Source organism: Sphingobium fontiphilum (genome assembly GCF_014196635.1).
Taxonomy (GTDB): Bacteria; Pseudomonadota; Alphaproteobacteria; order Sphingomonadales; family Sphingomonadaceae; genus Sphingobium; species Sphingobium fontiphilum.
On the sequence record NZ_JACIEB010000005.1, the window covers coordinates 297,879 to 318,567 of the forward strand.

21 protein-coding genes are annotated in these 20,689 nt (G+C 63.4%); 14 read left to right on the forward strand and 7 right to left on the reverse strand.

Translation table 11 applies throughout. The features are described from left to right. The first annotated feature begins 197 nt into the window (after positions 1-197). Positions 198-1,382, forward strand: a complete 1,185-nt coding sequence (locus GGR44_RS12280; protein ID WP_246344624.1) for an MFS transporter — start codon at positions 198-200, stop codon at positions 1,380-1,382. A 19-nt stretch (positions 1,383-1,401) separates the two neighbouring features. Here the strand turns inward: GGR44_RS12280 and GGR44_RS12285 are convergent, their stop codons facing one another. The 3 genes from GGR44_RS12285 to GGR44_RS12295 form a co-directional block, all read right to left on the reverse strand. Next, complete coding sequence (locus GGR44_RS12285) at positions 1,402-2,319, reverse strand: metal-dependent hydrolase (RefSeq protein ID WP_183955871.1); 918 nt, start codon at positions 2,317-2,319, stop codon at positions 1,402-1,404. 68 nt (positions 2,320-2,387) lie between these two features. Further along, complete coding sequence (locus GGR44_RS12290; RefSeq protein ID WP_183955872.1) at positions 2,388-3,971, reverse strand: phytoene desaturase family protein; 1,584 nt, start codon at positions 3,969-3,971, stop codon at positions 2,388-2,390. Between the two features lie 26 nt (positions 3,972-3,997). Beyond that, positions 3,998-4,765 carry an SDR family NAD(P)-dependent oxidoreductase gene (locus GGR44_RS12295; RefSeq protein WP_221214362.1) on the reverse strand — a complete coding sequence of 256 codons (768 nt, stop codon included), beginning with the start codon at positions 4,763-4,765 and terminating at the stop codon, positions 3,998-4,000. Between the two features lie 283 nt (positions 4,766-5,048). Between GGR44_RS12295 and GGR44_RS12300 the strand changes: the two genes are divergently transcribed. Then, the gene (locus GGR44_RS12300; RefSeq protein ID WP_183955874.1) at positions 5,049-5,894 is read left to right on the forward strand and encodes an oxidoreductase; all 846 of its coding nucleotides are present in this window, start codon (positions 5,049-5,051) and stop codon (positions 5,892-5,894) included. A gap of 48 nt (positions 5,895-5,942) precedes the next feature. Continuing rightward, positions 5,943-6,359 carry a DUF4440 domain-containing protein gene (locus GGR44_RS12305; protein WP_183955875.1) on the forward strand — a complete coding sequence of 139 codons (417 nt, stop codon included), beginning with the start codon at positions 5,943-5,945 and terminating at the stop codon, positions 6,357-6,359. A 36-nt stretch (positions 6,360-6,395) separates the two neighbouring features. Here GGR44_RS12305 and GGR44_RS12310 read toward each other — a convergent pair whose 3' ends face one another. Further along, positions 6,396-6,980 carry a carboxymuconolactone decarboxylase family protein gene (locus GGR44_RS12310; RefSeq protein ID WP_183955876.1) on the reverse strand — a complete coding sequence of 195 codons (585 nt, stop codon included), beginning with the start codon at positions 6,978-6,980 and terminating at the stop codon, positions 6,396-6,398. 188 nt (positions 6,981-7,168) lie between these two features. Here GGR44_RS12310 and GGR44_RS12315 point away from each other — a divergent pair, with 188 nt between their 5' ends. Genes GGR44_RS12315 through GGR44_RS12330 form a run of 4 tightly spaced genes read left to right on the forward strand, consistent with a single transcriptional unit; the run spans position 7,169 to position 9,825 of the window. Continuing rightward, on the forward strand, positions 7,169-7,741 hold the full coding sequence (locus GGR44_RS12315) for a hypothetical protein (protein WP_183955877.1): 573 nt from the start codon (positions 7,169-7,171) through the stop codon (positions 7,739-7,741). A gap of 26 nt (positions 7,742-7,767) precedes the next feature. Continuing rightward, entirely contained in the window at positions 7,768-8,589 is an 822-nt protein-coding gene (locus GGR44_RS12320) for an SDR family NAD(P)-dependent oxidoreductase (RefSeq protein ID WP_183955878.1), read from the forward strand. Between the two features lie 10 nt (positions 8,590-8,599). Continuing rightward, on the forward strand, positions 8,600-9,433 hold the full coding sequence (locus tag GGR44_RS12325) for an SDR family NAD(P)-dependent oxidoreductase (RefSeq protein WP_183955879.1): 834 nt from the start codon (positions 8,600-8,602) through the stop codon (positions 9,431-9,433). Further along, positions 9,430-9,825 (forward strand): nuclear transport factor 2 family protein, encoded by a 396-nt coding sequence (locus GGR44_RS12330; RefSeq protein WP_183955880.1) that lies wholly within the window; start codon positions 9,430-9,432, stop codon positions 9,823-9,825. The genes GGR44_RS12325 and GGR44_RS12330 overlap by 4 nt, the downstream gene beginning before the upstream one ends. Positions 9,826-9,845: 20 nt before the next feature. Here GGR44_RS12330 and GGR44_RS12335 read toward each other — a convergent pair whose 3' ends face one another. After that, positions 9,846-10,649, reverse strand: a complete 804-nt coding sequence (locus GGR44_RS12335) for an SDR family oxidoreductase (RefSeq protein WP_183955881.1) — start codon at positions 10,647-10,649, stop codon at positions 9,846-9,848. A gap of 458 nt (positions 10,650-11,107) precedes the next feature. Between GGR44_RS12335 and GGR44_RS12340 the strand changes: the two genes are divergently transcribed. Beyond that, positions 11,108-13,624, forward strand: coding sequence for a TonB-dependent receptor plug domain-containing protein (locus GGR44_RS12340; RefSeq protein WP_183955882.1), 2,517 nt, complete (start codon positions 11,108-11,110; stop codon positions 13,622-13,624). Positions 13,625-13,735: 111 nt separating this feature from the next. On the opposite strand, the gene GGR44_RS12345 is transcribed toward GGR44_RS12340, so the two are convergent. Further along, positions 13,736-14,134: a nuclear transport factor 2 family protein gene (locus GGR44_RS12345; RefSeq protein WP_183955883.1), complete on the reverse strand. Its 399-nt coding sequence runs from the start codon at positions 14,132-14,134 to the stop codon at positions 13,736-13,738. Positions 14,135-14,273: 139 nt separating this feature from the next. Here GGR44_RS12345 and GGR44_RS12350 point away from each other — a divergent pair, with 139 nt between their 5' ends. From GGR44_RS12350 to GGR44_RS12375, 6 genes are all read left to right on the forward strand, one after another. Beyond that, the gene (locus tag GGR44_RS12350) at positions 14,274-14,687 is read left to right on the forward strand and encodes a nuclear transport factor 2 family protein (RefSeq protein WP_183955884.1); all 414 of its coding nucleotides are present in this window, start codon (positions 14,274-14,276) and stop codon (positions 14,685-14,687) included. Between the two features lie 160 nt (positions 14,688-14,847). Further along, positions 14,848-16,125 carry an aromatic ring-hydroxylating oxygenase subunit alpha gene (locus tag GGR44_RS12355; RefSeq protein WP_183955885.1) on the forward strand — a complete coding sequence of 426 codons (1,278 nt, stop codon included), beginning with the start codon at positions 14,848-14,850 and terminating at the stop codon, positions 16,123-16,125. Between the two features lie 157 nt (positions 16,126-16,282). Further along, the gene (locus tag GGR44_RS12360) at positions 16,283-17,092 is read left to right on the forward strand and encodes an SDR family NAD(P)-dependent oxidoreductase (RefSeq protein ID WP_183955886.1); all 810 of its coding nucleotides are present in this window, start codon (positions 16,283-16,285) and stop codon (positions 17,090-17,092) included. Between the two features lie 40 nt (positions 17,093-17,132). After that, the gene (locus GGR44_RS12365; protein ID WP_183955887.1) at positions 17,133-17,855 is read left to right on the forward strand and encodes an SDR family NAD(P)-dependent oxidoreductase; all 723 of its coding nucleotides are present in this window, start codon (positions 17,133-17,135) and stop codon (positions 17,853-17,855) included. 123 nt (positions 17,856-17,978) lie between these two features. After that, the gene (locus GGR44_RS12370) at positions 17,979-18,809 is read left to right on the forward strand and encodes an SDR family NAD(P)-dependent oxidoreductase (RefSeq protein WP_183955888.1); all 831 of its coding nucleotides are present in this window, start codon (positions 17,979-17,981) and stop codon (positions 18,807-18,809) included. A gap of 41 nt (positions 18,810-18,850) precedes the next feature. After that, positions 18,851-19,633, forward strand: a complete 783-nt coding sequence (locus tag GGR44_RS12375) for a hypothetical protein (RefSeq protein ID WP_183955889.1) — start codon at positions 18,851-18,853, stop codon at positions 19,631-19,633. A 57-nt stretch (positions 19,634-19,690) separates the two neighbouring features. On the opposite strand, the gene GGR44_RS12380 is transcribed toward GGR44_RS12375, so the two are convergent. Then, entirely contained in the window at positions 19,691-20,401 is a 711-nt protein-coding gene (locus GGR44_RS12380; protein WP_183955890.1) for an SDR family NAD(P)-dependent oxidoreductase, read from the reverse strand. Positions 20,402-20,689 lie beyond the last annotated feature (288 nt).

Consider the following 20,689-nt stretch of genomic DNA (forward strand, 5'->3'; position numbering starts at 1 on the left):
GCCCAGATCAAGGCGTTGCGCGCCGCGCGCGCTTCGGCTGGCCGCATGGCGACAGCGTTTGTCCGCATGGCTGCACGCCATGGCCATATCAGGCGATAGGCGCAGCCGCGCGGCGAACGGCGCAGGCAGGGCACAGGAAAAAGGGGCGGCGCGGCAATGGACCGCAGGTTCAAACAGCGGGAGCAGGCAGAGTGGATATGACGCAGGGTGGCGATGCAGCCACGCAGGTGCCAGGCCCGCTTGGCCTGCTGGCGCTGCTGACAAGCTCCATTTTCCCGATGCTTGGTCTGTTCGCGCTCGGTCCGGCGCTGCCGCGGGTGGCGGCGGCCTTTTCCGCCGATCCCAACGCCGAACTTCTTGCGCAGCTTATCGGCGGCGCTGCCGGGTTTTCCTTTGCGCTCAGCTCTCCGATCGTCGGCGGGATGATCGACCGCTGGGGGTACAAGCCGGTTTATCTTGTGTCGCTTGTCGCCTTTGCGCTGTTCGGGACACTGCCCTACGTGCTCGACAGCCTCCCGGTCATCCTGGTTACCCGGCTGTTTCTGGGCGTCTGCGTCGCGGGGGCGATGACCGCGGGGCTGGCCGGCATAGGCGCCTTGCCTGCCGCGGAGCGGCCGCGCCTGTATGGCCGCAACGCGATGTTCACCAGCGTCGGCGCGGTTATCGTGTTCCCGACCGTGGGCGCGCTTTCGACGCTTGGCTGGCGGCTGCCGTTTCTGATCCATTTGGTTGCGCTGCTGGTCATTCCGCTGGCGATGACCCTGCCTGCGCGGGCCAACCCGGAAACACGCGCGACTATCCCCGAAGGCCGGGGTCTGGGCGTGGGGCCAGAGTTGCTGCTGCTGGCCGCGTTCATCGGTCTGGTGATGTATGTCGGTCCGATGTTTGCCCCGTTCTACGTGCGTTCGATCGGGGTGACCGACCCGCGTCTTGCCGCCATTCCGCTCAGCGCCATGTCGCTTGGCTCGTTGCTGGTGACCAGCTTCTATGGGCGCCTGCATGGCCGTTTCGGCGCGATCGGGCTGTTCGTGGCGACGCTGGTCCTGTCGGGTGCGGGTCTGCTTTCCGCTGGACTATCGACGCATCTGGCGATGTTCGTGGTTTCAATGTTCGCGGTTTCGTGCGGGCTTGCGCTGTTTGCGCCCAACCTCAACTCTTACATTGCGGCCACATCGACCAACATGGCGCGCGGCATTGGCTGGGCGATGTCGGCGATGTTCGCCGTGCAGGTGGCGTTTCCGTTTCTCGCACGCGAATTGTCGCAGTCCGCCGGACCGGCGGCGGTGTTTCATGCGTTCGGAGGTTGCGCGCTCGTGACGGGTCTCGCGCTCGCCGCCTTGGCCCGGCGCGGCAGCGGCCGCAAGCAGCCCGGACCGGCGTAAAGCGCGCCAGCGCCGGCGTTCAGGCCAGTGCGGGACGCGGCGCGATCGGCACCGGGGCGTTGCCACGGTCGAGCACTTCCTGCACACCGCGCGGCGGCTGGCGCTTGGCCGGATCGTACCACGGCGAAAGAATCTCGCGCAGGTGGCGCAGGAAATGCTTTCCGGCCAGCTTGCTGACCATCTTTTCGCGCGCCCTGGATGCAGCCAGTTCTTCGGCCGACATGCCTTCGCGTTCCTTGGCCAGCAGGTGTTTGCCGATCTTGTTGATGTTGCGCAGAATGTGGAACGTGGCGAAGAAGAAGCCGTAGATGCGGCGGAAATAGGCCACCGGGCCGCGCCCGTAGATCGCGGTATACACGGAATGGACGACTTCGCGGTGTTCGTATTCTTCGGCCAGATGCCATTTCCACAGGGCTTCGGCGCGCGGATCGGCTCCGGCCCAAAGTTCGTCGAAATCCTCGAAGAAGCAGGTGGTGGGAATGGCGCTCATCGCTTCGAAGCCTTCGCAATAGGCGAGATTGGCCTGGAGCGAGCGGGTCTTTAGGAAGCGGTTGTAGTCCGCCTCGTAGGCGCGGGCCATCGGTTCGATTTCGGGATAGTGGGCGAACAGCATCTTGTTGAACGCAATGTGCTGTTTGCAGTGCTGCATTTCCTGCAGGTTGAACAGGCGGATCATATCGTCCAGCTGCTTGTGGCCGGGCTGGAGCTTTTTGCGCGCCTCGATCATCACCTTGACCAGGAACGGTTCGAGATAGGCCGGGCAGATCGACGCTGCGTTATAGAGCTGGGCGAATTCGCGGTTGCTGGCCCAGTGGGGACCAATGTCCGCAAAATCGGCCTCAAGAATACGGACTTGCATGATCGTCTCCCAGGCGGACACCCGCCAACCTTTGCGCAATATTATGCATAATGTACAGAAATTGCCGTTTTCCTGCAAGCGCGGCGCTCGGAAATTGCCCTTCGAGGCAGGCGGCCTTGCCCCGCTTTTGGACATCATGCACGATTTTAACTTGTCACTGCGTCAAAATCGAGGCCAAGATCTTCGAAGATCACCTGCGCGGCGTTGCGCCCCGGCCCGCCCGTGACGCCGCCACCGGGGTGAGTCGAACCGGCGGTGAGGTACAGCCGATCAATCGGCATGCGGTATTGCCCCCAGCCCGGCACCGGGCGGTTGCCGCCAAGCTGCCAGCTGTAGAAGCCCAGATGCTGGATATCGCCGTTGACGAGGCTGGTGTTGTAGCGCGTGATGTCCAGCGGGGTCATGAAATGCTTGCCGAGGATATTCTCCTCGGTGACGTTCGGCGCGATCTTGCGCAGGTTTTCGATGAAGCGGTTGGCCCATTCCTCGCCTATTTGGTCCCACTTTTCGCGGCCGCCCTCCTTGAGGTCGAGCGGGACGAAGGCGTAGATGTGCAGTTGCGCCATGCCTTCGGGCACGCGGGTCGGGTCGGCGCGGAACTGCTGGACATAGATGGCGAAATCGTCGCGCGGGATGCCTCGCTTGAGCTCCTGGAAGCCTTGCGCGAAGGCATCGACATCGGCATGCCCGGTTTCGACCCAGTAGAAATCGTCAATCCCCTGCCCGACGGTGAAGCGCGCCGGTTCCTTCAGCGCAAGGTGCACGGTCATCGGTTGCAGCGCGGCGTATTTGAGCACGTCGATTCGGTGCAGGAAGCCGGGCGGCAGTTCGGCGCCTTCGACCATGTGCGGAAAGACCTGCGCTACATGCAGCCCGGCCACCACGGCCTTTTCGGCGCGGATCACCTCGCCGCCTTCCAGCACAAGACCGCGCGCGGTCTGGTCTTCCAGCAGGATGCGTTCGACCTGCGCGTTCAGCCGGATGGTGCCGCCGTGATCCTCGAAGCAGCGCACCAGCGCATCGGCCAGCGCGCCCGATCCGCCAACTGCGATGCCCAGCCCGAACTTGTACATGTAAGGCAGGATCAGGTAAAATCCGAAGCCGGTGCCGTTGTCGAACGGGTCCATCATCGTTTCCGAGGCATAGCGCGCCAGAGCGATCCGCACCTTGGGATGTTCGATCCATTCGCAGATAAGATCCCACGCGCTGATCGCCTGCAGGCGCATCAGTTCCTGGCCTTCGGGCGATGCGTTCATCATCATCGCCTGGGCGCCCGGATCGGGCGGCACGCTGAACATGCCCATCACCAGCATGTCGAGTGTGCGGTCGACGGTTTCGACAAAGCGGCGGTAATTGTCTGCGTCTATCGGGCTGATCTTCGCAATCGACGCTGCGGTGCGGTCGAGATCGCTCCAGAACTCCAGCACGGTGCCATCGTCGAACAGCAGGGCCGAGATGCGTTCGGGGTGGTTGTAGGTCAGCCCGTATTTCCCAAGGAGCTGCAATTCATCGTTGCGGATCAGCGGGTTGCCCATGATGAGCGAATGGCTGACCGAACAGACGTCTTGCTTGAATCCGGGGCCGGTCAATTCACGCGTCGCCACGCTGCCGCCTGCCCTGTCAGAGCGTTCGACGATCAGCGTGCGAACCCCTGCCTTGGCCAGATAGCAGCCGACGATCAGCGCATTGTGCCCGGCCCCGGCGATGACCACGTCATAGGTGTCAGCCATGTCTCTTGTCCTCTCGCGTGTTTCGGTCAGCGGGCGGTGTCGATGATAAACCCGCCATCGGGCGTCAGGCTGTACCCGGTCATGAACCGGGCGTCGGCGCTGGCCAGGAACAGTGCCACCGGGGCGATATCCAGATCGGGCGAACCCAGTCGCGCTATCGGGGAATTGGGCACCCAGGTGGCTGCGCCGCTTTCGTCCGCCGTTGTCGCATCGTAGGCATCGGTCTGGGCGATGGGAAGGATGTTGTTGACGGTGATCGCGTCTGCGCCCCATTCACGCGCCGCCACGCGCGACAGCGCCCGGATCGCTTCCTTGGCCATGGCATAAGGCGCAAAACCGGCCGCTCCGATCACCCCGACCGACGATGCGAAATTGATGACCCGCCCGGCCCCGCTGTGCTTGAGGTGGGGGTAGGCCGCCTGCATCGTGCGCAGGCAGGCGATCGGCCCGGTGTGGAACTGGTGCAGCAACTGGTCCACGCCAAGGTCGAGGACGCTCGATTGCGTGGTCGAAAGGTCGAAGGCGTTGTTCACCAGGATGTCCAGCCCGCCGAACGATGCGACGGCCCCGGCGATAGCGTCCCTAACGTCCTGCTCGCACGCGACATCGCAAGTAATGCCAATGGCATTGCCACCCGCTGCGGTTATTTCCGCGACGACGTTATCGACATTGGCGCGGGTGCGCGACGTGACCGCGACCTGCGCCCCTTCGGCGGCGAACAGTTTTGCGATCGCGCGGCCGATACCGCGACCTGCACCGGTAATCAGCGCGGTCTTCCCGTCGAGTCGGTGCATCGTCCTCTCCACATGGCGGTGATTTTGACCTTTGGCGGCATTGTGGCACTCAATGTGGCGATGCCGCCTATCGTCCGAAGGGTTGGCGGCGGGGTGCAGGGTGATGGCGGCACTGCTTGTGGACGCAGCGTCAAACAAAAGACCCGCGCGCCGCAGCCGGCTGTCCTTGGCGGACCTGTCATTGGGCAGGCCCCGCGGCGATGCGGTGCGCTAGTCTGCGGCCAAGATGCGCGGTCCCGTTTCAGGGATGAGCGCACGCCGTGGACGGGGACCGGATGTTGGCATGAACGCAGATCGGGCAAGGCGCTGGTTCATCACCGGCATTTCGACAGGCTTCGGGCGTGAACTGGCGCGGGCTGTCGTGCAGGCGGGGGACACGGTGCTGGGCACGGTGCGCAACCCGGCGCAGGTTGCCGAACTTGCCGCCGAACGGATTGCGGCCATTGTCATGGACGTGAACGACGAGGCAGCGGTTGCCGCCGGTGTCGCCGCCATGAACGAACGGTTCGGCGGCGTGGACGTGGTTGTCAACAACGCCGGGTTCGGGATGAACGGCACGATCGAGGCGCTCTCGCTCGACGAACTGCGCGCGGTTATGGAAACCAACTTCTTCGGTGCGGTGCGCGTGTCCAAGGCGTTCATCCCCGCGCTGCGCGCAGGTGGCGGAACGATCGTCATGATTTCGTCGATGGCGGGTCATATCGGGTTTGGCGGCATGGGGGCCTACTGTGCCTCCAAATTCGCGCTTGAAGGCGTGTCCGATGCGCTGGCGCAAGAGCTGGCGCCGTTTGGGATCGACGTGCTGATCGTCGAACCCGGATCCTTCCGCACCGATTTTTCGGGCCGGTCGATGAAGGGGGCCAAGCGCGCGCTTGATGCCTATGCCGGAACGCAGGCGGGCGAGGTGCGCGCCCGCCTTGCCGCCTATCACGGCAACGAACCGGGCGATCCGGTCAAGGCGGCCCACGCTATCGTACAGGTGGTCCGCAGCGGCAAACCGCCACGCCGCCTTGCCCTGGGCGCCGATGCCGTGGCCGGCATTCTGAAGAAGCTCGACAGCGTGAAGCAAGATATCGAAGCCTGGCGCGCCGTGTCGGTCGATACCGTGCTGGACGAGACAGGCGCATGAGCCGGGGCGCCGTTGCCAGCCATTTCATCACCACGAAGGATGCGATCTATGCCTGAACCCGAAAGCGCCACCACGACGAAGTCGGACGCGATCATCGCGGTGGAACGCTGGAACCACCATTGGGGCAACCGCGATCTGGAAGGCATGAAGCGCGTGGCCGCCGACGATTTCATCCAGTGGCACGCCACGGTGCGCAAGAACCTGACCAAGGACGAAGAATTCGACATGCTGGTCGAAGCGCTGAAGGTCATGCAGATCCGCTTCAAGGATATCCGCCTGACCGCCATGACCAACGATACCGTGTTGATGCAGTGCCTTGGCGATATCGAGATCGCCAATGCCGGCGCGCGCAGCGACGTGCCGTTCGCCATGGTGTTCAATACACGCGGCCAGCAGATCACCCGCTGCGACGAATATATGGACGGCAGGTCGCTGCCACCGATCGACTTCACGCCGAAGGACTGACCGGGAGGCGTCAGCCCGCCCGGTCAGCCCGCCCGATCATTCGGCGGGAGCGAGTTCGGCCCGTTCGGTCAGGCCGTCGTTGCGCAGCGCGGCAAGCGTCTCGGCGCTGGGCGGAACGACACAGACGCTGCCGATGCCAAGCGCCTTCAGCGCCCGTCCGGTGCCGACCCAGCATGACAGCATCAGCACCGTATCGCCGATCTCCTCTTCGGTGAGCAGCGCATGCATCCTCTCCCACAGCGCGTCGTCGCCGTTGATGCCGTCGATCTCGCGCTCGAACCGGTCGGCGAATTCGATGAGCAGGCGTTCGCGCGGCGTGAAGCCTTCCCACCCGTAATTGCAATCGGCAGCATTCTGATAGAATTCTTCAGCGATTTCGCCGCCCTGAAAGCCCGGCCAGTCCTTCCACAGCCGCATTCCGGCACAGATCGGGCAGTTGGTGCGCACCGCACCCAGGATCCGCATGCCTTCGCGCTCGCGCGCCGTCAGCGTGGTTTCGGGTGCGTCGTAAATCGTGCGGAACATGCGCTGGCGGGTTTCCACCAGCTTTTCGGTGCCAAGGTGGTTGAGGATATGAACCAGCGGTTCACGATCTTCGGGAATGGTAACGCGGTATGGCATGGCGTCTCTCCTCCAATGATGGTTCGGTCACTTTCTTGTCGCCGATTTATGCACACTTGTCGCCGATTTATGCACGGTGGACCCGTCTGTTCGCGCCGCCGCCTGCCGTAGGGTAGGGCGCTTCACCTCAAAGGGCTGCGATAGCCGGGCACAACGACTGCACAACGCTGCGGCAGGGAGAACAGAGGATGCCCCGGCTTTCCACTGCAAGACAGAGCCTTAGACGGCTCGACGACCGGATTGAGGCCGAAAGCGACCCCCGCCGCAGGGCGTGGCTGACGACATACCGCAACCACTGGTGGGGCGAAGTGATCGGCGATGTCGACATGGTGATGGACACGATGTCACACGGCCCGATCTCCTATACATTCGATGGTCACCCGTTCATGTCGGCGGACGAAAGCCTGGCCCGGATCACCGACCGCGCCGGAACCCGCGCGATGTACGAAGGCGTGGTTGCGCTCGGCGTGCGGATGGCCGGGCCGTTCGATGAGGAGCGCGTGCTGTTCGACGAACACGGGATGGCCCTGGCCTGTGTGCTGAGCGCGGTCTATCCGGGCACATTTCTGGCCCGCCACAGCGAACCCGTCGACCCCGATGGCATTTACCTGATCCGCTGGCCCAACGTGACCACGATCCGGTTCGATGCCGAAGGGCTGATGATGGGCGAAGATATCATCAATGGCGCGCCGATTCGCGTGCAGCCGGTGGACCGCAGGCAGGTCGACATGCTGCTCGACGGTCCGCTGCCGACGGCATGATGCCGTCCACCCCGGAGAGCGAAGCAATGAGACGACTGGAAAACAAGGTTGCCGTCATCAGCGGCACGAGCGGTGGCATCGGCGCCGCCACGGCGCGGCGGCTGGCGTCCGAAGGGGCAAGTGTAGTGCTGGCCGACATCAATCTGGAAGGCGCCGAAAAGACCGCGCAGGCCGTGCGCGATGCAGGCGGCGAGGCTATCGCGCTGCACCTCGACCTTGCCGAGGAAGCCAGCATCAAGGGGCTGATCGACCAGGCCGTTGCCCGTTACGGTCCGATCGACGTGCTGTTCAACAACGCCGCCGACACGCGCTATGAAACGATGCAGCACGATGCGGCGGTCGCGTTCATGGACGCCGATCTTTGGGACAGCGTGTTTCGCATCAACACCCGCGGCACGATGTTGATGATCAAGCATACCCTGCCGCACATGATCCGCCAGGGTGGAGGATCGATCATTAACACCAGTTCGGGCGCATCGCTGCGCGCCGACCTTTTCCGCGTGGCCTATGCCTCGTCCAAGGCGGCGATCAACGTGCTGACCGAATATGTCGCGGCGCAGTATGGCAAGAAGGGCATACGCTGCAATGTCGTCTCGCCAGGGCTGGTGGTGACGGAAAACACCGAGATGAACCAGGGCCATAATCTGGACCTGTACCTTGCCCATCACCTGACGCCGCGGCTTGGCCGACCGGACGATCTTGCCGCGATGGTCGCCTTGCTGGCGTCGGACGACGGCAAGTTCATCACCGCCCAGATCATCCCCGTCGATGGCGGCATTTCCACCCACTTCCCGCATGTTGCGGAAACCCGCGGCGGCGTTGACGCCTACAAGCCGGTTAAGAATTGAGGATAGATCCATGGGCAGACTGACCGGAAGAACCTGCATCGTTACCGGCGGCGCCGGCGGCCTTGGATCGGCCACCGTGCGGCGGCTTTGCGCCGAAGACGGGCAGGTGGTGATCGCCGACATCATGCTGGAGCCTGCGCAGGCGCTGGCCGAGGACATCCGCGCGAGTGGCGGCGATGCGATTGCGCTGCATGTCGATCTTGGCGATCCCGACAGCATCAGGAAGCTGATCGACGACACGCTGGCGCATTACGGCAAGCTGGAGGTGATCTTCAACAATGGCGCGGCCACCCAGGCCGATTTCCTCAACCGCGATGGCGCGGCCGGGGACATGGAGATCGAGGTCTGGGACACGACCTTTGCGGTCAACGCGCGCGGCACCATGCTGATGATCAAGTACGCGCTGCCTGCGCTGATCGAATCGGGCAGCGGGGCGATCATCAACACCAGTTCGGGCGCGGCGCTGCTGGGCGATCTGGCGCGCACGGCCTATGCGGCATCGAAATCGGCGGTCAATGCGCTGACGCTTTATGTCGCGGCGCAGTACGGCAAGCAGGGCGTGACCTGCAACGTCATCTCGCCCGGCATGGTGCCCACGGCCCCGTCGCGGGCCAACCAGCCCGAACTGATCCGCATGGTGGAGCGCCATCACCTGACCCCCGAACTGGGCTATCCCGAGGATATCGCGGCGATGGTCGCGCTGCTCGCCTCGGACGAAGGCCGTTTTGTCAGCGGGCAGATCCTGCGCGTGGATGGCGGCGTCAGCAAGGCGTTCGCCCATGTTGCCGATAACCGCGACCAGTTCGAAGCCCATGTCGCAAACATCTGGGGAGGCGCGGCATGACCGGCGGCGCGCTTGAAAACCTCATGGCTGTGGCGCGGGCATGGGAGGATGCCTGCCGTTCGGGTGACAATGCCCGGATCGTCGACCTGCTGACCGACGATGCCGCCGTCTGGTACAATTTCCAGCCCGATGTGCACCATTCCAAGGCGGGCTATCGCGCCATTCTGGATGCCAGCGACAAGACTTTCACGAAGCGCACCTACACCGACATGCGGCTGAATTTTCACCCCGGCGGCTTTGTCGAACAGGCAACGCTGTCAGGCGATACGCCGCAGGGCCAGGTCGAAATCCCGTTCCTGCTTGTCGCCACTGTCGAAGGCGGCCGGATCTCCCGGCTGGCGGAGTATTTCGATTCCACCATCCTGCACCAGGCCGGGCTGGCTCCGGCCTAGGCCGGACGGCCGGGCGGCGTTCACAGGATCGAATTGGTCATCCCGCCATCGCACAGGATGGTTTCCCCGGTGGTGTAGCCGGCGGCCTGCGAACACAGGAAAAGGCACAGCGCGGCCATTTCCTGCGGCTGTCCGGCGCGGGCAGCCGGGATATGCTGCACCATGTTGGCGCGGAAAGCGTCAAAGCTCATCCCTGCCGCTTCGGCCTGGGCCCGCGTCCATGTGCGGTTGCTTTCGGTATCGATATAGCCGGTGCCGATGGTGTTGATGGTAATGCCCTGCGCTGCGACTTCGCCCGCCACGGTCTTGGCCAGCGCGGCGGCGGCAACGCGGGTGCTGTTGGCCAGCACATAGCCAAAATTCAGCCCGCTGCGCACGATCTGCTTGGCCGTGCCCGATCCGATCGTCACGATCCGTCCCCAGCCCTGCTGCTGCATGTGCGGCAGCACCACGCGCAGCATCCGGGCATAGCACAGCACTACGCTGTGATAGGCTTGCGCCAGCATGGCTTCGTCGACATCGGCAAAGGTGCCGGGCGGCGGCGGATCGAGATTGTAGATGGCAATGTCGGGGGCGCCCAGTTCGGCCACCGCGCGATCATGAATCCGGCCATAGCTGTCGAGGTCGAGCAGGTCCGCGCTGATGCCGATCGCGGTCCCGCCACTGGCGCCTATCGCCGCCACGGTATCGTCAATCGCTGCTTGCCCGCGCGCCACCACGATTACCTTCACACCTGCGTCGGCAAGGTCGAGCGCGATTTGCCGGCCAATGCCCTTGCTGCCTCCCAGGACGAGCGCGGTGCGCCCCTTGATTCCCAGATCCATTCCAAGCGTCCTCCTGCCATGCCTGCCGCCCAGCGCGGCCTTGCGCAAACAATGAGGGCATGCGCCAATCGGCAATCTGCCGCCCGGTAGGGTTGATCGGCGGGCGCCGCGCCGGGCGGGCAGCGGTGAAACTCGCCTGCCTGCGGATAGGATTAAATATTCTGACCAAATCTATACACGATTTACGACATAATGGTTGATCCGGCCATGGAGCCGGGTGACCCCACGGGAGCATGCTGCGCAAGGCCAAGGTTCGGCCCTGACACTGTCTTCAAAGATATTTTCCAAACAGAAACAGCAGGAGGATTGGGGGAGTGATGACATCATTTAACATGAAGTTGCGTCTGCTTGCGGGTGCCGCCATACTGGCATGGCCGGCGGCTTCGGCCCATGCCGAAGATGCGGCGCAGACGCAGGCGCAGGACGGTCTCGGCGTGAACGCGGTTGAGGATATCGTGGTGACCGCACGCCGCCGAGCGGAAAGCCAGCAATCGGTTCCGGTGGCGATTACCGCAGTCAGCGAGGCAATGCTGCGCGAAAAGGCGATTGTCACGCCCTACGATCTCACCAACTCCACGCCGGGCATCGCCGCAACCGCGGGCAGCGCGCAGCGCAACGACGTGCTGTACTTCATCCGTGGCCAGGGCGCCACGTTCGGCAGTTCGCCGTCGGTCGTGACCTATTTTGCCGATGTGCCGCAGCAGACCAATTCGACCAGCGGCGGTTCAAACATCACGTTCTACGATCTGGCTTCGGTCCAGGTTCTCAAGGGACCGCAGGGCACGCTGTTTGGCCGTTCCACCACGGCAGGCGCGGTCTTGCTCACCCCGAAGGCGCCCAGCGACGAGTTCGACGGATTCGTCGAGGCCAACCTCGGCAACTATAGCATCCGCGAGTTTACCGGCGCGGTGAACGTGCCGATCATCGGCGATGCCGTGGCGATCCGGGTCGCCGGGAACTATAGCTACAACAAGGGCTTTTCAATCAGCAACACGACCGGGCAGCGGCTCGACGATCGCAACCGTTCATCCTACCGCATCAGCCTGCGTCTGGCGCCGACGAACTGGCTGACCAACACGGTGATCTTCTCGGACACCAACATCAACGAGAACGGCACCGCTGCGGTCCTGGGCAACTATGAGCCCAACGGTCTTGCCCGTCTGGTCGTCGATCCGCGCATTCCCGGTGGTTCGACGGTTACCGGGTCGCTGCTCGACACCCGTCCGGGCGGCGTGCTTGGCCTGACCACGACCGACCCGGCTGCTGCTGGTGGCTTTGGTTTCATTGCGGTGGCCGGGCTGTGCGGCAACATTACCGCTGCGGGTAGTGCGGCCTTCAACGATTGCCTTAGCTCGCGTCTGGCGCTTATCAACAAGGCTCGTGCAAGTCTCGATGCGGAAGCTGCCCGTCTGGCTGCCGGGGGTAGCGTGCGCGAAGTGGCCACGACCCGCGACAACTTCATCCGCTCGCATGTCCAGCAGATCATCAACACGACCGAAATCAACTTTGGTCAGCTTGGTTTCCTTGGCGACACGACGTTCAAGAACATCTTTTCGACGACGCGCAACCTGCAGTCCACCGCCATCCGTGAAATCCAGGGCGGCGTCGGGACCGGCGTAGTCTACAATGTAATCAACGTGACTAACCCCAATTGCACCGCCACGGCGTGCACCGGGCTTGCCAACTTCAACGATTATGGCGCGGGCAAGAACAAATGGGGCGATGTCTATTCGGAAGAAGCCCAGCTTTCCGGCAGCATCAACAACAAGCATGACTGGATGGTCGGCTACTTCACCGAAGCCAGCGAAACCAATGCCTATCTCAATGTCCCGGCGGTGTTCCAGACATTGAACGGAGCCTTCACCGTGCCGTCGGGGCTGCCGGGCATTTCCACCGGCTACAACCGCAACTACCGCAAATCGCAGAGTGGCTATTTCGGTCAGGCGACGGTCGACTTTTCCGACTTCGGTCTGGATGGGGTGCGCTTCACGGCGGGATACCGCCATTCGATCGTTAAGGCCCGGTTGCTCGCTGTCGATGCGATCATCGTCCCTGCCACCGGTATCCAGCCGCGCCCCGGCGATGCGGGCATTCCGGCCAATCTGAAGCAGACGGCTGACAGCTATACCTTTTCGCTCGACTGGACCGTCAAGCCCGGCGTGCTGGTATACGGCACGACGCGCAAGGGCTTCAAGGAAGGCGGGATCAACATCCAGTCGATCCTGCCGGCGAACAACGGCGTGGCCGCGGCGGTGCCGTACTTCGGGCCGGAAACCGTTACCGATTACGAAATCGGCATGAAGGCCGACTATGAGCTTGGCGGTCTCGGCCTGCGCACGAACATCGCCCTGTTCACCGCGGACTACGGCGGGCTGCAGCGCGCATCGTCGTTCTTCAACGGTGCGACCGCATCGAACCAGATCATCAACGCCGCCAAGCTGCGCTCGCGCGGCGTGGAAATCGAACAGGTCATCCGCTTCTCGCGGGAGTTCTCGGTCAACGCGAACTATGCCTATCTAAACTCCAAGTTCCTGAGCTTCCCCGGCGTGATCGTCCGTCCCTCCGACGGTGCGGTTATCAACCGGATCGACACCGCGATTTCCGGTGCGCCCAAGCACAAGTTCGATGTAGCCGCGCGTTATGAATATGATACGGGCGATACCGGCCAGTTCGTGCTGGCGGGCAACGTATCCTACCAGAGCCGGTTTGCGCACTCGGACGACTCGGTCTTTGCGCTTTCGGCAGAAGATCAGGCGCCTTATGCCCTGGCCAACCTGCGGCTGGACTGGAACAACGTGATGGGCAACCCGGTCGATCTGTCGGTCTATGCCAAGAACGTGTTCAACAAGACGTTCGTGATCGGTTCGGGCAACGTCATCAGCTCGCAGCTTGGCACGACCAGCTACATCTATGGCGATCCGCGGGTCGTCGGCGTGCAGCTTCGCGCCCGCTTCGGCCGCTCGGCCGAACGGTAGGGACGGCGCCGGTCTCTGGCCGGTCCGGCGAGCGACTTTGCATCAGACACGCAAAGGCGGATGCCCGGAAAGGGGCGTCCGCCTCTCGCGTTGAGGCGCGCTGTCGCGGCGTCAGCCGGCGGTCATCGTGCTGGCGTCGAAGCCGCCAGTCTGCGCGCTGTCGAGATATTCCTCGATCCGTGCGATCCTGTCATCGCGCAGCGTGAACACGATGATCGCGGGCAGGTTGTCGATGCGAAAGCCATCGGCGCCGCGTGCATCGACGCGGTGCTGCTGCACCCACCCATCCGGCGTGGGCAGGCGCCGCACGTTCCTAAAGCGCACCTGCACGGCCGTGAAATAAGACTGGAAGAACGTCAGCGCCTGTTTGCGGTCGAGCGTCGCGTCGCTGAAATTGTACCAGACTTCGAAATCGGGGGCGAACAGCGCGTCGAGCGCCGCAATATCCCCTGCGCCCAATGCGGCGGCGAAGCGTTCGCCCAGCGTTTCGATCGTGGCCAGGTTCGGCATGGTCGGGCATCCTTTCCGGTAGAACGCCTTGCGTTCCTGCGCCGTTGTGCACCAATCATGCCGCGGAATTGGCCTGCCCTGGGACAGGTGTGCATGATCGGCGCACCGCCCATGCAAACGGGGATTGAGAACATGTTTGGTGGAGAAGGTTGTGGCGGTTGATCGTGAAGAGGCTCTGCGTCTGGGGCAGTTCTGGGTGACGGTTGCCGAAGAGCATGACACGGACAAGTTCCAGACCGTGCTGCATGAAGATTTCGTGATGTGGTACAATTTCGATCCGCAGGACCGTTCGCGCGCCGAGTTCATCGAAACGCTCAAGGCCGCGCACGCGATCTTCCATGACCAGAAGAACGAAGATCCCCGGATCACCGTGACCGAAGACGGCTTCGTGCTGCAGGCGACGATGACCGGCGTGCTCGACGGCAAGCCGATTCGCTCCCCTTATTGCTTCATTGCCCGGATCAAGGACGGGCTGATCATTCGCGGCGACGAATATTTCGACACCGCGCAGCTCTCCAAGAAGGCCGGACGCCCCGGCGAAGGCATGGTCTGACGCATCGCTTGCCCGCCACAGCCTGTTTGACGAGGCGTCAAGGGAGAAGAATGGGAATTCTGACCGTGGCGACTATACAGTATGCATAATGCTCTGACTGGCATAGCCTGCGCCTTCCAATGACGCGCCTGGCCGGTGGTGACTGGAGGAGAGAGAGCCGATGGAAATGCAGCACGCGATGGCGCAGCCATTCGACCTTGGCAGCGGGACGCTGATCCCCGACGCGGACATCATGGAAACCGGCAAGGTCGATCTTTCGGTCTACACCTCGCAGGAACGGTTCGAAGCGGAGCGCGAGATCTTCGGCAAGGTCTGGCTGAACGTGGCCGAGACGGCGGAAATCCCGAACGCAGGCGATTGGGTCGTGCGCGAGGTGAAGGTGCGCTCGGCCTCGATCATTCTGGTGCGCGGCAAGGACATGCAGATCCGCGCCTTCCACAACATCTGTTCGCACCGTGGCATGAAGCTGGTGTGGGACTCAAAGGGGCGCGGCGGCAAGTTTTCTTGCCCCTACCACGCGTGGATGTTCGATTCGGCGGGCGATCTCGTCAATATTCCCGATGAAGGCTGTTTTTCGCATGTCAGCAAGGCGGACAGCGGGCTGACCCCGGTGCGCTGCGATACGTGGGAAGGGATGATCTTCATCAATCTCGATTCCACTGGGACGCAATCGCTGCGCGATTTTCTGGGGCCGCTGGCAGACCGGTTGAGCAACGTGCCGTTCGGAAGCTATCCCTATACCGCGCGGGTCGGTTCGATGATCGACGCCAACTGGAAGCTGGCCATCGAAGCGCAGTGCGAAGCCTATCACGTCCGCGCGCTGCACGCGCGCACCGTTTCCAAGATGCTGTCGTCGCGCGACAATCCCTTCGTCCACCCTCTGCATGTCGAGTTTCTCGGTGCGCACCGGATGAACTCGGTTCCGCGCAACCCCGAATACGAAATGTCGCCGGAAAAGCTGGTTCAGGCGTTCTCGTTCATGAACGCGCAGCAGATGGTGATTGCCGATACCGGCGCGCAGGAAAAGCCGGAAGAAACCTTTGCCGGGCACCCCGATGTGAACCCCACAGGGTCCAACCTGTGGGGCAACGACCAGTTCATCCTCTATCCGCACTTCATCTTCCACGTTTCGCTTGGCGGGTGGTGGCTGCACCGGTTCTGGCCGATCGCGGCGGACAAATGCTATTGGGAAGCGGTCTATCATTTCGAGCGCCCGCAAAGCCTGCGCAACCAGTTTGCGGTGCAATATTCGCTCGCGCTCAACCGCGATACGCTGATGGAAGACAACCTGGCGCTGGTCCAGCAGCAGGAGGTCATGGAAAGCGGCGCCAAGAAGATCGTCCAGTTCGGCGAACAGGAAGTGATGTGCAAGCATCTGGCAGCCGTGTCCGAAGCGGCGGCCAACGATGTGGAAGCGGCGCAAATCGCAGCGGAATGACCCATGCCGTGGCAACGCCTGCGCGGCGCGGGGGCATTGCCTGACGACAACGCATGAAACCGGCCACCGGCGTGCCCGCTCCTGACAATGGGTGGGCACGCAGCCTATGCGGGCGGCGGTGGCGGCCAGACAAGACGGAACGGGCAGGGGTTGAGGAATGGATCTGGGGATCGCAGGCAAGCGCGCGCTGATTACCGGCAGCACGTCGGGCATCGGCGCGGCAACAGCGCAGATGATGGCCGCCGAGGGTGTGCGCGTCGTCATCAACGGGCGCAACGCCGAACGCGCCGAGGCCGTGCGCGCCGCCATTGTCGCTGCCGGAGGGACCGCTGCCATCGCGCTGGGCGATCTCGCCACCGATGCGGGCGCCCAAACGGTAATGACGGCGGCCAACGCGGCGTTCGGCGGCATCGATATCCTGGTGAACAACCTTGGCAATTTCGAACCCTTCGTGCCGGTATGGACCGAGGCGACTCCGGCGCAATGGGCGGCCACCTATGAAGCGAACGTGATCGCCGCGGTGCGCACCATCACCGCATCGGTCGATACGATGAAGGCGCAAGGGTGGGGCCGGATCATCAATATCGCCAGCGGCGCCTATACCGAACCGCCGCCGGAGTTTCCGACCTATGGCCCGTCCAAGGCGGCGCTGGTCAACCTGTCGGTCGGGCTGGCCAAGTCGCTCGCCGATACCGGCATCACGGTCAACACGATCAGCCCCGGCAATGTCCTGACCGAGGCGTTGAAGGCCAACCTGCCCACGATCGGCAAGGCCAGCGGCTGGGAAGAGACTGACATCGACGAGCTGGAACGGCGCTTTGCCCGGCAGTGGCGCAGCCTTGTAAGCCGCACAGGGCGAGTCGAGGAAATCGCCGCGCTGATCTGCTTCGTGGCGAGCGCCCATGCCTCCTACATAACCGGCACCAACTATCGCATCGACGGCGGCTCGCACGCCACGCTGAACTGACCGTTCGGCCCGAAGGCGACGCCCACGAAAGGAACCATGAATGAAGCTAGCGGGAAAAGTCGCCATCATCACCGGGGCGGGCAGCGGTATGGGGGCGCAGGAAGCACGGATGTTTGCCGCCGAGGGCGCCCGCGTCGTCATCACCGACATCGCTGGCGACGCCTGCCGCGCGATTGCCGAAGAGATCGGCGCCAATGCCATCGCCATCGAACACGACGTTGCCGATGAAGCGGGCTGGGAATCGGTGATCGGCACCACGCTGAATGCGTTCGGCAAGATCGACGTGCTGGTCAACAACGCCGGACTGACGCGTTCGGACACCTTCGACAACACCGATGCCGCGTTCCTGCGGCGGATGCTCGACGTGAACATCGTCGGTTCTTTCCTGGGCATGAAGGCGGTGCGCGGCCCGATGAAGGACAATGGCGGTGGCGTGATCATTAACATCGCGTCCGGCCTCGCCTTCACCAGCCTGCCGGGCTACTTCGCCTATGGCGTATCGAAGTGGGGCGTGCGCGGCATGACCCGCCTTGGCGCAAAGGAGCTTTCACCCGACAATATCCGCGTGGTCACCCTGACGCCGGGCGCGATCGAAACCCCTTCGCTGGTGCCTTCGGTCCGCGAAAACGCAGCCGCCCTGATCCCGCTGGGCCGGGTGGGCGAAGCGGACGAGTTTTCGCGCGTGGTCGTGTTCATCGCCTCGGACGATGCCAGCTATGTTTCGGGCGCGGAGTTCCTGATCGACGGGGCGATGATCTGCTGAGCAGGCCGGGGAATGTGTCATCCCAGCCCTATCCGGGGAAAGGGACGCCGCAGCGACGGAGCGCATAGCATCGCGCGGTGAATCAGGCGGGCCCTGTTCCCGCCGTCTGTTCAAGAGGATGCCATGACAGAAACCGTCGCGCTGGTTACCGGCGCAAGCAAGGGCGTTGGCCGTGGTGCGGCCCGCGCGCTCGGCTCCAAAGGGATGACCGTGTACCTGACCGCGCGCAGCGAAGAAGAGCTGAACGCCGCAGCGGCAGAGGTGGATGCCGCCGGAGGCAAGGGCATTGCCGTGGTCTGCGACCATGGTGACGATGCGCAGGTCAAGGCGGTGATCGACCGGATCGAGCGCGAGCAGGGCCGGCTCGACCTGCTGCTCAACAATGCGGCGGCGGTCTATGGCGATGAACTGGCGCGGCCCGGCGGATACTGGGAAAAGGATCTGAAACTGGCCGACATGATCGTGGTCGGTCTGCGTTCGGACTATGTGGCGGCCTATTATGCCACGCCGTTGATGATCCGCACCGGCGGGGCGCTGATCGCCAATATCTCGTTCTATGGCGCGGTGTCCTATTTCGTTGGCCCGGCCTATGGCGCGGCCAAGGCCGGGACCGACAAGATGGTGCACGACATGGCTATCGACCTTGCCGAGACCGATCTGTCGATCGTTTCCTACTGGCCTGGCTATGTCCGTACAGACGCGTTCAAGGCGATCCCGGACGAGTATTTTCCCGAACCGCTGCGCGCGATACTGCCGGAGTTCGAAACGCCGGAGTTCACCGGGCTGGTGATCGCGGCGCTGCTGGGCGACCCTGATCGCAGGGCGCTTTCGGGCAAGGCGCTGATCGGGGCCGAACTGGCGCTGAAATACGGCATCAAGGATATCGACGGAAAGCAGCCGCGCACCTGGGTTGCGGAAATGGGTCGGCCGCAGGCCTTCTTTGTCGCGGGCTGAACAGGAGGGCCGGGCAAAAACCGCCCTGCGGGAGAGCAAGGATGATCGAGGCGCTGCTTGTCGTCTTCACCAACGCCGTCGAAGGGCGCGACGACGATTTCAACGACTGGTACACGCATATCCATACCCGCGATGCGCTGCGGTTTCGCGGTTCGATCGCCCAGCAACGCTTCCGCCTTGCCCCCGAACAGGTTCAGACTTTTGCGGGCGGGGCGTTCTATGCGCAGTATCTGGCGCTCTACGAAGTTTTTGACGCCCAGCGGTTCGTGCAGGAGCATATCGACAATGCCCTGACCACGCGCATGGTGGTCGAAGACTCGATCGACATCTCGCGGCTCGACGATTTCCACTATTACCCGCTGCAATTCCGCGACAAGGCGCCACGCACCTTTCAGAACGGCAGCGTCGTGGTTGAACAGATCAAGGCAAGGCCCGGCCACGAAACAGCATTCCGCGATTGGTACAACGACCATTACCTGCCCGGCCGTTTCCGCGAGGAAGGGATCATTACCGGCGCGCTGCTGGCCTATGACCCTTACGCGCAACTCGTCAACTATGGCCCGGAGCATGATCATGTCGGGATCTGGCGCCTGTCGGACGACAGAGCCCGTTCGCACTGGCGTTCGCGCGCGCTGGCCGATTGCCCGCATATCGACCAGACCTTGCTGGCCATCACTTGCTGGGACGTTCTGACCGAGCGGCTGACCGAGGACGCCGTTCACCACCCCACGTCAGCCGGGCTTGTCGGCGAAGAACGCGCCCGCGCACGCATTGCGGCGGCGGGCACCGCGCAGACCGATCGCGGCGATCACCTCAAGACCTGAACGCCCGTCACGGGTTTCGCCATTGCGGGCCGATGGCGCATAGGCCGCGCACGGCCCTTACCCGGAAATGGCGTATCCGCCGTCGACCGGGATCATCACTCCGGTGACGAAACGGGCTTCGTGCGAGCACAGGAATCCAACCACATCGCCCAGTTCCTGCGGCTCGCCCCAGCGTCCCATCGGCGTGCGGGCCACGACCGGCGCGGCCAGCTCGGCGTTTTCCCACAGCATGCGCGACATGTTGGTTCTGATCCATCCGGGCGCCACGGCGTTGCAGCGGATGTTGTCCTTGGCCCAGCTTGCCGCCAGCGTGCGGGTCAGGCCAACCACGCCGGTCTTGCTGGCGGTGTAGGCGGGGGCCATGGTGCTGCCGAAGATGGCATACATCGAAGCGATGTTGACGATCGCGCCGCCCTGCCGGGCCAGCAGCGGCCGCGCAGCGGTGCACATGCGCATCGCCCCGGTCAGGTTGACGTCGAGCGTGCGGGCGAACTGGTCCAGATCGAACTCGTGCGGCGTGGCATGCCCGGCACAGTTCACCAGCGCATCCAGCCTTGGCAGGTCCGCCACCAGCGCATCGACGCTGCTCTGGTCGGTTACGTCCAGCAACCGTGCGGAAATCCCTTCCACAGGCGCTAAAAGCGCGATTTCCTCTGGCGAATAGCCTGTCACGATCACCTCAAATCCCAGCTTGCGCAAGGCCGTGGCGGAGGCAAAGCCGATGCCGATGGGGTGAGCGCCGCCGGTGACGAGGGCGAGCTTGGTCATGCTGGAAGGCTCCTTGTGCAATTCCGCAGCACTTTGCGGCCGTTGCGCCATGCCGGAACCTGCCCTCTGGCTGGCGGCATTTGCGCCGTGCAAAACATGCATGATACGCTTGCCATGCACGATGTTCATTGATTCCGCGCTGCGGTGATGCGATGGTTCGGCAACGCAAGGCGCCGGGCCGGAGAGGAGATTCAGATGAAAGTGTCGTATTTGTGCATGACGGGTTATGATGGTCCGGCGCCTGGGATTGAGGTTTGGCCTGCGTCGCCGGAGTATTGCGATGCGGGC